The organism is Nocardia sp. FBN12, from assembly GCF_050320175.1.
Taxonomy (GTDB): domain Bacteria; phylum Actinomycetota; class Actinomycetes; order Mycobacteriales; family Mycobacteriaceae; genus Nocardia.
Window position 1 is genome coordinate 4471752 of the sequence record NZ_CP190048.1, and the last position, 12643, is coordinate 4484394.

A 12643-nucleotide genomic window follows, 5' to 3' on the forward strand; every position below is an offset into this window, starting at 1 on the left:
CTCTGGTCCGGCCAATTGCTCGACGAGGCGTTGCAAGGGTGCCCATGTGTCTCCTCGATCTGGTTGCATGGGCGAGGGCGTGGTTGACTCGATACGACGCTGCGGCAACGTAATCCGATATTGTCACCGGCCCGGCGTGGCACGCTGGGCTGAAGGGATCGGAACATGGCGATGGGGTGGGACCAGGCAATCGTGCGTGACGATAAGCAGATACGTCCGATCGGGATGCTGGGGGTATGGGCGATCGCCCTGGCCGCCGCGGTTGTGATCATGATGTTCGTCAGTGCGATCGCCGACTGGATACTGCTGGCGGACTTCGAACGAAGCTGGAGACAGCCGACAGGGACACGCACGGAGTGGCAGTCATACACCTGGGCCGGAATCATCTCGGCCATCCTGCAACTCGGTGCAGGAGTGACCGTCATCACGTGGTTGTGGCGGGCGCGCCGCAATGCCGAAGCACTGTGCGCCGCACGCCATCGGCGTTCCATGGCATGGGTGATCGGCGGCTGGTTCTGCCCGGTGGTCAATGTGTGGTTCCCGCACACGATCATGTCCGACGTGTGGCGCGCGAGTGACCCGCACACACCGCCGGACGCGCTGGACCTGCGCGGCCGTCGCGCCAGCGGATGGGTAACCGCGTGGTGGTTGTTTCTGCTGCTCGGGTGGGTGCTCGGGTTCGTCGCGTTGATTTTGGGCCTCCCGGCGGTGCGGACGGAACGAGCCGGTGATTACGTCATCTATGGGCACGCCCCGGTGGGCGGATTCGGGCTGATAGCAGTGGAATTGATCCGGGCAGGTGTGGTCGCGGTCGCGGCGTTCTGCCTGGGCGCAGTGATCATCCAGGTGCAACGCCGGCAGCAAGCTCGGGCGGCTCAGCAACCGGATACGGAAAGACCACAGCCGCCGACTTCGCTGCCGACCGGTGCCGCGGTTGACGCATCCCTGGTCGGACCGGCCAGGCAGTCCGGCCCGCGAACGCTGCCGTTGCGGGCTTCCGCTCCGTCGACGATCGGTCCGTACGTGCTGATCGGCCTGCTCGGTTCGGACGCACGCGGCGATACCTATTTGGGTTGTGCCCCTGGCGCAGACAATGTTGTCGTCCAGACCGTGCACTCGGACCGCGGAACCGATATCAGCGACCGAAGCGAGCTTGCACAGGTTTTCGCGGCCGCGCGAGCCGTGCACAGCGACTTCACACCGACGGTCCTGGACGCGGACCCGCAAGCTCCGCAGCCGTGGATAGCAACCGAATACGTCACCGGCCCTTCGCTGCGCGAGCTGGTGACCGAACACGGGCCGCTGCCACTACCGGCCGTCGAGAAAATCGGTATCGGTATCGCGCACGCCTTGACCGCCATCCACGGCGCGGGTCTGGCGCACGGCGCCATCACCCCGCAGTCGGTGATCATCACCGAAACCGGCTCTCGGGTAATCGATTTCGGTCTTCCCAGGCCCCATTTCGCACCGTCGGCGTTCACGTCGCCGGAACAGCTCACCGGGGAACCGGGCGGACCCGCCGCCGATGTGTTCGCCATGGGCGCTGTGCTTTCCTACGCACTGATGGGGCGTCCTCCCTTCGGCGACGCCAACGCCGCGACGCTCCTGCATCGCGTGGCCACCCAGCCACTGGACCTCACCGGCATACCCGACACCAGACTCCGCTTCGTCATCGCGGGCTGCCTCGCGGCACATCCCGGTGCCCGGCTCACGACTACACAGATACTCCGACAGCTCGAAGCCACATCGCTGGGCGGGCGGGCACCGGCCCCGTCGTTCGAACCGCCCGCAGTACCGACCACCGAGGTTGTGGGTAACCTACCGAACTCGCCCAGCCCGAGTTCGGGGCCCACGTCGCTGGGCCGCAGAACCATGCTCACCAAGGGGCTGATCGGGCTCGGCGCGGGCTTGCTCGGCACCGGCGCCCTCGTCGGCGGTGGCTGTGCCGCGGTAGCGCTGGTGACGCGCGACGAGGAAACGCCGAAGGCCGAGCCCGAACCACTCCCCGGCCAAATCCTTTGGCAAGCCAAGATCCGTCCCAACACCGACAGCGACGGATCGCCACCTGTCGTCGCCAACGGACGCGTCTTCCTCTGCGGTCAGGACGACCGGCTGCACGCGCTTGACGCGGCAACCGGCGCAGTGCGGTGGAGTGTCGAGATCGGCAGCAAGCTCGCCGACCATTCGCGGGTCCTGGTCATCTCGAACGACACCGTGGTCGTCAACGGCGAGCGCTCGTTGATCGGGTTCGACGCGACCACCGGAGCGCGGCGATGGGCGACCGGAGCCCTCAGTGGCAACGACCTGTCCGCAACAAACGACCCGCCCTACGTCTATGCCGGAACGGGTCCGAGTTCTGGCTTCAACATTGTGGCACTCGATGCCGAGAGCGGTACCCCACGCTGGACGACCCCGGCTGACACCGGAGGCCCCGGCCGGATGTACTTCACCGCGGGCAACGGTGTTGTCGCAGCCGTCCAGGGCGATTCGCTTTTCGTCCTGGATTCCGTCAGTGGCGCGATCCGGTGGCGGGCCACCGTGGGTGAGGTGAGTGCCTACGACCCTGTCGACCGGCCCGCCATCGCCGCCGACACCGTGGTGGTCTCCAAGTTGCGGCAGCCCCAGATCCAGGTCTTCGATCTTGCCTCCGGCGAACCGCTGTGGGCTCTGGGCACACGCGGCGAATTCCGCGCCGACCGCGGTCGATACGCCGTCCCAGACGGGGATGCGGTCGTCCTCGGCGGCACACCGGAAGAATATGGTGGCGGCACGGCGCCGAGCACACCGCTGGAATCGCTCGACCGCAGGACCGGCAGGAAGCGATGGTCGAAAGTCAGTGGCGCGGGGCATATGGGGGCGCCTTTCGCGGCCGACGGAACCGTATTCGCAGTGTGGGAATCTCGAGTCCACGCATTCGACGCGGCCACCGGCACACTCCGATGGGAATGCAAGATCGGTACTGCTGTAGACGAAGGCCAATGGCAACGCGACCCCGCCGCGGCATGCAGTTCGATCGCGATCGCCGACAAGAGGGCATATGTGTACGGCGGGTTCGGCGTGTACGCGATCCGGGTATGACACGACATCACCCCACTTCAGCCAGTTCGGCATGACGCACCACGGTGCACCGCTCGGCAGCGCTTGTTCGACCTGTTCAGGCGATATTCTTCGATCTCCTCGATGCGCTTCACGGCGGACGATCAGGTGTCGGGGTGTTGGCTGAACCGCGGCAAAGGGGCTGAGTTGAGCGACGATTCGTTGAACGAACAGGCTGAGCACGGCGACGGGGCAACGTTGCGCAGGCGGGTGCACGAGTTGTCGACTCCGCTTCGCAGTGCGATCGGGATCGCGGCCGTCGCTGTGGGTGCACTGCTGGTTCTCGCTCCGATGCGGGTGCAGATGGTCGCGCTCGTTACCGGTGCCGGCTTCGTTCTCGTGGGGGTGGCGGCGGCGTTGATTCCGCACGCGGCGCCCGGACGCGTTCCACTGCACGCGCGGGTACTCGGCGGCGTGCTCGTCGTGCTGGGTGTGGCGATGGCCGTGTGGCCGAGTGCAGGGGCGCCGGGGCTCGCGTTTCTCATCGGGGCGGCGCTCATCGTTCATGGAGTCCTCGCGGTGTGGCAGGCGGTGCGCGACGATGGGGCTCGTCGGGGCGGTGTCGACCGGCGTATCACCGCGGCGCTCACCGCGATCGCGAGCATCACTGTCGGCGTGGTCGCCTTCTCCTGGCCGGTCCTCACCCTCGTGTTATTCCGGTTCGGGGTCGCCGCGTGGTTCGTCTTCTTCGGATTGCAGTTGCTGTTCACCACACTGCTCGGGCTCCGAGGACGGGCGAACCGGCACGACGACGTCAACCCTCACTGGGTCCGAACGGTCGCTGCCGCTTCGGCACTCGCGATCGCGGTCCTGCTCGCCTACGGCAGTGTTCGGATTCTGTCGGGCGTGCCGCTGCCCGAGCCCGGCCCGTTCTACACAGCGCCCGCGAACGTGCCGGACGAACCAGGTCGGCTGCTGCGCTCAGAACCGCTCGACGAAGGCGTTCCCGATGGTGCGCGGGGGTGGCGAATCCTCTATACGACAACGCATCCCGACGGCACCGCCGCCGTGTCGAGCGGCACGATCCTCGCTCCCGCGAACCCGTCGGCCGATCCGTATCCTCTGCTGACCGTCGCCCACGGCACCACCGGGATCGCGCCGAAGTGCGCGCCGTCGCTGGCTGCCGCGCCGTTCGACGACGGCGCCGGTACCGCGCTCCGGCAGTTGGTGACCGAACACGGCTGGGTCGCGGTGACCTCGGACTACATCGGGCTAGGAACCCAGGGCACCCACCCGTACCTCGTCGGGGAGGCCGAGGCACGCAACGTGCTTGATGCTTCTCGCGCGGCACAGCAGTTCGACGAGATCTCGACGACCACCGACACCGTCGTCTGGGGACATTCGCAGGGCGGCCAAGCGGCGCTGTGGACGGGTCAGGTCGCTAAGAGCTACGCCCCCGAGTTCACCATCAAGGGCGTCGCCGCTTTCGCCCCCGCCGCTGATCTCTACGGTCTCGCGGAGGCAGACAAATCCGAGGTCGGCGGCAAGACCATCTCCGCCTACATCGCGAACACATGGAATCTCCTCTACCCCGAACTCCAGCTCACCGAGCACCTGACACCAGGTTCGAAACACGGCGTCGAGAAGATCAGAAACCTGTGCTTCAACGGCAAAGACGCCCTCCCCGCGATCCTGCGCGGCTCGCAGATCCCGAACCAGGTCTTCCCGGACAGCCTTCTCGACGGCGAGTTCGGCACCCTGCTGAAGCGCCAGACTCCCACCGGCCCATTTCCAGCCCCGGTACTTGTCGCGCAAGGTCTCGCCGACCCGCTGGTCAAGCCCGCGCTGCAACAGAATTGGATCGACGCCCGCTGCGCAGCGGGCGAACCGATCGACTACCGCACCTTCCCCGGCCTCAGTCATATGAGCCTCGTCGCGCCCGATTCACCCCTCACACCCCAGCTCGTGCAATGGACCCTCGACCGCTGGACCGGCGTCGCCCCAACGCCAACCTGCAACGCAGGGTGATCACGGGACATCCGGCCCCAGAGTCTCTCGCGCCAGCGTGGCGCTGAGGACTCGGCGGTGGACGGTGTGGGCTCGGTAGCGGCGACCGGACCAGTCGAGGCGCACGATCAGATAGCGCAGAAACAACAAAGGTCCGGCTCGAAAGCCGGACCTTTGTTGTTTGGGTGGAGCTAAGGGGACTCGAACCCCTGACCCCCACACTGCCAGTGTGGTGCGCTACCAGCTGCGCCATAGCCCCGTGTTCAGTTGTTGCAGTGGCTCTCGCTGCTGCCTGAATGAAGTTACACCATGGTTCTCGGGGAGAACAAATCGGCTGGTAGATGGGGGAAACGTGAGGTTTCGGGTGGGGGTTCGGGTGGGACGGATCGGGTGGTCAGGGGTAGAATGTGCCGAACCTCACGCGGGGGCTCAGGGGGCCAGGTTCACTACCCAGTTCTCGTCGAGCCAGTCGATCTTGGTGGTGCCGTCGTAGATGGCGGGGGTGGCGGCCTTGTCGCCGGTTCGGGCGTCGAGGTCGGCGAGATTCTTCGCGGCGGCCGTCTTCGCGGCCTCGTTCTCGGCGCTGTTGTTGATGCACGCGGCGACCGGCTCGGGGGCGCCGGATTCGGTGGCGAGGGTGGCGAGGGCGGGGTTGCTCAGATCCGGGCCGCCTTCCTCTGGCTGCTTCTTCGTGAACAGGGCCTCGTGGAACTTGCTGTAGGTCGCACCGGAACCGGCTTGGGCGACACAGAGATTCGCGGCGACCGCGCGGGTGGAGTAGTCGTTGCTCTTGGACTGGGCGTCGAGGAACGCCACGAGGTGGTAGTTCACCGCGAGCTTGCCCTCGTCGATTTTCTGGGCGAGCTCCTGACCGAAGGTCGTTTCCATCACGCCGCACGCGGGGCAGATCGGGTCTTCGAAGATCTCGATGGTCTTCGCGGCATCGGGGCGACCGAGCCGGATGACACCCTCGGGCGTGGTCGTGACCTGTACGGCGGCCTCGCGCACGGCGCCGTAGCCGTCGTTGCGGACCTCGGTTGGTGCTTGCTTGTTCCACTTGAACGCCGCGAAGACCAGAAACCCGATCACGACGACCGCCACCGCGGCCAGCGCGTAGGTGGTGTTGCTGGAAACGGGGCGCGGATTGTGCGAAGAACCGGCTGTGCTCACCCGTCCACTCTGCCTCGAGTCACCGGCGGCGTGCCGCTCGGGCACGCCGAAAGTGCACTGACCAGCTAGTGCGGCTTCTGGTAGTCGCTGGATCGACCGGCGGGAACCATCCCGTCGCGCACCACCGGCACGCCATCGGGACTGCCGTCGCAGGTGCACTGCGGGTCGATGCCGTCACCCGCGTGATCGGGGTGCTCGGGGTCTTCGGGATGAATGATCCGCGAGGGCTCGGGAGTCACCAGCCAGACCGCGGCCGACACCGCGAGGATCGAACCGGTGACCGCCATGCCCACCCCGAACGAGGTGCGCTCCGCCAGCCAGCCGATGACGATCGGGCCGAGCACGGTGCCCAGATCGGCCGACATCTGGAACGCGGCAAGCACCGGACCACCGCGAGCCCGCGAACCGATCACATCGGCCAGCGCCGCCTGCTGCACGGGGCTGAACATCCCCGACCCCAGCCCCGCGATGAACGACGCGACCAGGAACCACGCGATATTCGGTGCGAAGCCGAGTGCACCGGTGCCGAGCGCGCAGATCACCGACCCGGCGATCAGGAACGGTTTTCGGCCGAACTTGTCCGAGAGCCTGCCCGACAGGAACAGCACCGCCGCGTTGCCAGCGGCGAACACCGTCAGCGCGACGCCCGCCATGCCGACTTCCTGATGCAGCGTCTCCACGACCAGCAACGGCACGAACGCCATTCGCACACCGAACACCGCGATGCCACCGGCGAAACTCGACAGCAGCACCGCCCGATACGCGGGTTCGGCCCAGCCTTGCCGGAAGCTGAATTCGATGGACTTCGCACCGTTCTCCGGAGCGAGCACCGGCGATTCACGCAGCCCGGCGAACACGATCACACACACGATGAGCAGCGCGGCCATGTAGATGAGGAACGGCGCACGCAGCCCGAAACTGGCCAAACTACTGCCGACCAGCGGCCCGACCAATGAGCCGATCAGGAAGCTGGTCGAGTAGACACCCGAAACCCGCCCGCGCGCCGCAGGCGGCGACACCCGGATGATCAGCGCCATCGACGACACCGTGAACATCGTCGACCCGATGCCGCCGAGCGAACGCAGCACCAGCAGTTGCCAATACGTCTGCGCCAGCGCGCACGCCCCGGTCGACACCGCGACGATCACGATGCCGGCCAGATACACCCGCCGCTCGCCCAGCTTCTGGACGAGCCGCCCACTGGCGGGCGCGAACAGCAACCGCATCAACGCGAACGCGCTCACGATCGCCGAGGCCGCCGCGATGCCGACCCCGAACTCCCGCGCGTACTGCGGGAGTACCGGTGCGACGAGGCCGAAGCCCAGCGCGATCACGAAGGCCGCCGCGATCAGTACCCAGATCTCGGCGGGTAGCCGAACTTTGGCCGGCGCGCTCACTCGCCCAGCGCCTGGTTCACCATCTCCTCGGCCGCAGCCTGCACCTGGGTGAGATGTTCGGGGCCGAGGAACGATTCGGCGTAGATCTTGTATTTGTCCTCGGTGCCCGAGGGACGCGCGGCGAACCAGGCGTTCTCGGTGGTCACCTTCAGCCCGCCCAGCGGCGCGCCGTTACCGCGCGCGGTGGTGAGGATGCCGGTGATCTCCTCGCCCGCGATCTCGGTGCCGGTGACGGCGTCGGGAGTCAGGCGCGCGAGCTCGGCTTTCTGCTCGCTGGTGGCGGCGGCGTCGATGCGCGCGTAGGCGGGGCTGCCGTACTGACGTTCGAGTTCGCCATAGCGAGCCGACGGGGTCTGGCCGGTGACGGCGGCGATCTCGGCGGCGAGCAGGGCGAGCAGGATGCCGTCCTTGTCGGTGGTCCACACGGTGCCGTCCATCCGCAGGAAGGACGCGCCCGCGCTCTCCTCGCCACCGAAAGCCAAACTGCCACTGAACAATCCGGGCACGAACCACTTGAACCCGACCGGCACCTCGTACACATCCCGCCCGAGCACGCCGACCACCCGGTCGACCATGGACGAGGTGACCACGGTCTTGCCGATCTTGGTGAGCGCGTCCCACCACATCCGATTCGCGACCAGGTATTCGATCGCGACAGCCAGGAAGTGATTCGGATTCATCAGGCCACCGTCGGGGGTGACGATGCCGTGCCGGTCGGCGTCGGCGTCGTTGCCGGTGGAGATGTCGTAGTCGTCCTTGATGCCGACCAGCGCGGCCATGGCGTGCCGCGAGGACGGGTCCATCCGGATCTGGCCGTCGCTGTCGAGGGTCATGAAACGCCAGGTGGGGTCGACGAACGGGTTGACCACCTCGAGCTCGAGATCGAAGCGCTGCCCGATCTCTTCCCAGTAGTCCACGCTCGCGCCACCCATCGGGTCGGCGCCCATCCGGATGCCCGCGCCGCGAATCGCGTCCAGGTTCAACGCGTTCGGCAGGTCGGAGACGTACTGGTCGAGGTAGTCGTAGCGTTCGACATGGGATTTCATCGCCTGATCGAGCGAGACCCGTTTGACCCCGGCGAGCCCGCCGCGCAGCAACTCGTTGGCGCGCGCGGCGATGGCGTCGGTGGCCTTGGTGTCGGCGGGACCACCGTGCGGCGGGTTGTATTTGAAGCCGCCGTCGCGCGGCGGGTTGTGCGAGGGGGTGACCACGATGCCGTCGGCCTGGTGCTTGGTGCCGCCGCGATTGTGGTTCAGCACCGCATGACTCAGCGCGGGCGTCGGGGTGTAGCGGCCGCGGGCGTCGATCACCGCGGTCACGTCGTTGCCTGCCAGGACCTCCAAGGCGGTGGTCCACGCGGGTTCGGACAGGGCGTGGGTGTCGCGCGCGAGGTAGACCGGGCCGGTGATGTCACGGGTGGCGCGGTATTCGACGATCGCCTGCGTCATCGCCATGATGTGGGCTTCGTTGAACGCGCTGTCCTCGCTGGACCCACGGTGACCCGAGGTGCCGAACACCACCTGCTGGCTCGGCTCGTCCGGATCGGGCACGAGGCTGTAGTACGCGGTGACCAGGTGGGCGATGTCCACCAGGTCGGTCGGGCGGGCAGGCCGTCCGGCGCGATCGTGGGCCATGGTGGGTGTTCCCTTCCGTGTCGGCTGCGCGCGGCTGGTCATGAGGATCATGCGCACAACCACTGGGTCAGGGACGCGGCGGCGTACACCGCGGCCAGGCTCGCCGCGACGCTGATCGCGACATTGCCCACGGCGTACACGTAGGCGCCCTCGGTTACCAGACGGATCGTCTCGTACCCGAACGTGCTGAACGTGGTCAGCGCACCACAGAAGCCGGTGGCCGCGAATGCCAGCAGCGCACTGCCCGCACTCGCGCCGATCAAACCCCCGAGCAACGCCGAACCGACAATGTTAACGGCTAGCGTCCCCCATGGCAGCCCAGTCGGAAACCACGCGGACATCCGCCGGTCGATCAGGTACCGGGCCGGCGCTCCGAGCATGCCACCGGCCATCACCAGCGCCACCGTCATGCCGCGCCTCCCCGTGCGAGAGCCCACATCTCGACCATCGGCTCGCCCCCTTCCGTCGTCGAATTCATGCGGTCCCCCTCCGCGCTACCCACCTGGTCGCGATCATGGCGATGGCCACGGCACCGAGCGCCGCGAGCACCGACAGACCGAGATAGGACACCGCCGTGCCCGTCGCGCCGGTGTTGACGAGTCTACGAATCTCGAGGCTATAGGTGGAGAAAGTCGTGAAGCCGCCCAGCACACCGATTCCCAGGAACGGGCGCAGCAGTTTCGGCGCGTTCCACAGTTCGGTGACCACGACCATCAAGACGCCGATCGCGAAGCAGCCGAGCACATTCACCGTGAATGTCGACCACGGGAACCCGCCGTCGGGCACCGGCCACCAGTGACCGATACCGAAACGTGCGGTAGCACCGAGACCGCCGCCCACCGAGATCGCCGCGAGAACGGCCGGATCGAGCGCCGCGGGCGGCGATGCCATGCGTTCCCCTCCCGTTGGCAGATCCGTGTGGTGGTCGTTGCTCATGGTATCGAGACCTACCGACACCGATGCGCGCGGTGCGGCCGCGGCAAACTTTCAGCAGACCACGCGAACGAACGACGATGGCCCGAACCGATTGTCGGTTCGGGCCATCGTCTGGCGATGTTTTCAGATCAGTGCGCGAGCACCGGCTCGCCTTCGGCCGGGGCGGGCACCGTGTTCGGCATGAGCACGCCGATCACGATCGCACCGAGCACGAAAGTGGCCGTCGCCCACCAGAAGCTGGTGGTGTAGCTCTCGATCGCGGCCTGCGCCATGGTGAGCGGGCCCGGCTGATGCGACGACACGTAGTCGGTCATCGCCGAGGCCGCGATGGTGCTGAGCAGCGCGGTGCCGATGGAACCACCGACCTGCTGGCTGGTGTTGACCATCGCCGAGGCGACGCCGGCGTCCTCGTGCTGCACGCCCGCCGTCGAACCCTGGAAGGCGACGGACATCGCACCACCGAGGCCGAGGCCGAGCAGCACCAGCGCGGGCAGGATGTGGGTGACATAACCCGAGTCGAGGCCGATCTGCGTGAGCCACAGCATGCCCACCGCGGCGACCAGGAAACCGCCGCTGATGACGACCTTGGGGCCGACCTTCGGCAGCAGCAGCGACGGCGCGGTGGTCGAGGAGACCACCATGCCCGCCACCATCGGCAGGAACGCCAGGCCGGTCACGATCGGCGTGTACGCCAGGGTCAGCTGCATGTAGTAGGTGAGGAACAGGAAGATCGCGAACATGCCGATGCCCATGATGAACACGGTCAGGTACGCCGCGCCACGGGTGCGGTCGGCGACGATGCGCAGCGGCAGCAGTGGGTGAGCGACCTTGGTCTCGATCCACACGAAGGCCGCGAGCAGCACGGCGCCACCGATCAGGAAGGCCAGCGTGGCCGGGTCGCTCCAGCCGTTGGACTCGGCGTGGGAGAAGCCGTAGACGATGGCGAACAGCGCGACGGTGACGGCGACGGTGCCGGTCCAATCGAGCTTGGGCCGCGAGGTCGCGACGTGCTTGGCGAGCAGCAGCACGGCGCCGACGAGCGCGACGGCGGCGAAGATCAGGTTCACATACATCGCCCAGCGCCACGACGCCCACTCGGTGAGCACGCCACCGAGGAGCAGACCGATCGCGCCACCGGTACCGGCAACGGCGCCGAAGATGCCGAAGGCCTTCGCCCGTTCCTTGGGTTCGGTGAAGGTGACCGTGAGCAGCGAGAGCGCGGCGGGCGCGAGCAGCGCACCGAACACACCCTGGCCGACGCGGGCCGCGACGAGCATCTCGAAGCTGGTGGCCGCGCCGCCGACGGCCGAGGCCACCGCGAAGCCGATCAGACCGACGATGAAGGTGTTGCGGCGACCGAACAGGTCGCTGAGCCTGCCGCCGAGCAGCAGGAGGCTGCCGAAGGCCAGCGCGTAGCCGGTGATGACCCACTGGCGGTCACCGTCGCCGAAGCCGAGGTCGGCTTGGGCGGCGGGCAGGGCGATGTTCACGATCGTCGCATCGAGCACGACCATCAGCTGGGCGATGCCGAGGACGGCAAGCACCCACCAGCGCAGGGCGTGCGAGCCGCGACGCCCGGTATCCGCGGAGCTCTTGGGCTCCGTGTCGAGTGTGGTGGTCATAACTCCCCTTGGAAGGCTGCGGGCGGTTGCTGGGTGGCATAATCGGAGATAACGCCTCCGCTTCATTCGAAGCTACCAGAGTAACGGAGAAACGACCTCCACTTAATCCCCGGATTGATAGGATGTACTTGTGAATCACGCCACGACGACTGCCACACCACCTCGCAGATTGCGCGCCGACGCCGCGCGCAACCAGCAACGCATCGTCGCGGCCGCCCGTGAGCTATTCGCCGATCACGGTCTCGAGATCACCCTCGACGATGTCGCCGAGCGCGCGGGCGTCGGCGTCGGCACGGTGTACCGGCGCTTCGCGAACAAGAAGGAACTCATTGCCGAGGTCTTCGATCAGCACGTCAAAGACTTCGCCGACGCGGCCGACGAAGCCCTCGGCAACCCGGACGCCTGGCTCGGGCTCGTCGAATTCTTCGAGAGCGCGTGCAAACACCTGGCGACCAACCGCGGTTTCGGCGAGGTGATGTTCGAGCTCGAGGAAGATCCGGCCCGATTCGCCGAGCTACGCGACCGAATCCACCCGTCGGTGACCGCGATCATCGATCGCGCGCGCGAGGCGGGCGCGATCGACTCCGACGTTGCCACCACGGACTTCTTCGCGCTGATCCACATGGTCAACTCGCTCGCCGAGTTCGCCGGGCCGGTGAATTCCGAAGTGTGGCAACGGTATATGGCCATCGCCCTCAACGGCGTTCGCACCGACTCGGTGCCACGCAGGCCACTGCTTGTCCCCCCGATGACCGACGAGGAGGTCGAGCAGGCCAAGGCCGCCGGCTGCCTCGGCCGCCGTCGCTGAGCCCCGACCCCACCCAGAAGTAGCGCGCGTCAC

The 12643-nt window shown here is 67.2% G+C and carries 9 protein-coding genes and 1 tRNA gene; 3 read left to right on the forward strand and 7 right to left on the reverse strand.

All coding sequences use genetic code 11. From position 1 onward, the window contains the following. Positions 1-192: 192 nt before the first annotated feature. Both ACQHI0_RS21190 and ACQHI0_RS21195 read left to right on the forward strand, forming a co-directional pair. Positions 193-3078: a PQQ-binding-like beta-propeller repeat protein gene (locus tag ACQHI0_RS21190; protein ID WP_427903584.1), complete on the forward strand. Its 2886-nt coding sequence runs from the start codon at positions 193-195 to the stop codon at positions 3076-3078. Positions 3079-3243: 165 nt separating this feature from the next. Continuing rightward, entirely contained in the window at positions 3244-5064 is a 1821-nt protein-coding gene (locus tag ACQHI0_RS21195) for a lipase family protein (protein ID WP_427903585.1), read from the forward strand. A gap of 165 nt (positions 5065-5229) precedes the next feature. Here ACQHI0_RS21195 and ACQHI0_RS21200 read toward each other — a convergent pair. The 7 genes from ACQHI0_RS21200 to ACQHI0_RS21230 all read right to left on the reverse strand — a co-directional run bounded on the left by ACQHI0_RS21200 (position 5230) and on the right by ACQHI0_RS21230 (position 11802). After that, a tRNA-Ala gene (locus ACQHI0_RS21200) sits at positions 5230-5302 on the reverse strand. Between the two features lie 170 nt (positions 5303-5472). Further along, entirely contained in the window at positions 5473-6213 is a 741-nt protein-coding gene (locus ACQHI0_RS21205; protein WP_427903586.1) for a DsbA family protein, read from the reverse strand. A 65-nt stretch (positions 6214-6278) separates the two neighbouring features. Next, positions 6279-7610 (reverse strand): MFS transporter, encoded by a 1332-nt coding sequence (locus tag ACQHI0_RS21210; protein WP_427903587.1) that lies wholly within the window; start codon positions 7608-7610, stop codon positions 6279-6281. Beyond that, positions 7607-9244, reverse strand: coding sequence for a phosphoglucomutase (alpha-D-glucose-1,6-bisphosphate-dependent) (gene pgm, locus ACQHI0_RS21215; protein ID WP_427903588.1), 1638 nt, complete (start codon positions 9242-9244; stop codon positions 7607-7609). The genes ACQHI0_RS21210 and pgm overlap by 4 nt, the downstream gene beginning before the upstream one ends. A 47-nt stretch (positions 9245-9291) precedes the next feature. Beyond that, on the reverse strand, positions 9292-9654 hold the full coding sequence (gene crcB, locus ACQHI0_RS21220; RefSeq protein ID WP_427903589.1) for a fluoride efflux transporter CrcB: 363 nt from the start codon (positions 9652-9654) through the stop codon (positions 9292-9294). Positions 9655-9718: 64 nt separating this feature from the next. Further along, complete coding sequence (gene crcB / locus ACQHI0_RS21225; RefSeq protein WP_427903590.1) at positions 9719-10135, reverse strand: fluoride efflux transporter CrcB; 417 nt, start codon at positions 10133-10135, stop codon at positions 9719-9721. Positions 10136-10308: 173 nt separating this feature from the next. Then, a complete protein-coding gene (locus tag ACQHI0_RS21230) occupies positions 10309-11802 on the reverse strand; it encodes an MFS transporter (RefSeq protein WP_427903591.1) in 1494 nt (497 codons plus the stop codon). Between the two features lie 130 nt (positions 11803-11932). Here ACQHI0_RS21230 and ACQHI0_RS21235 point away from each other — a divergent pair, with 130 nt between their 5' ends. Next, positions 11933-12610 (forward strand): TetR/AcrR family transcriptional regulator, encoded by a 678-nt coding sequence (locus tag ACQHI0_RS21235; protein ID WP_427903592.1) that lies wholly within the window; start codon positions 11933-11935, stop codon positions 12608-12610. The last annotated feature ends 33 nt before the right edge of the window (positions 12611-12643 follow it).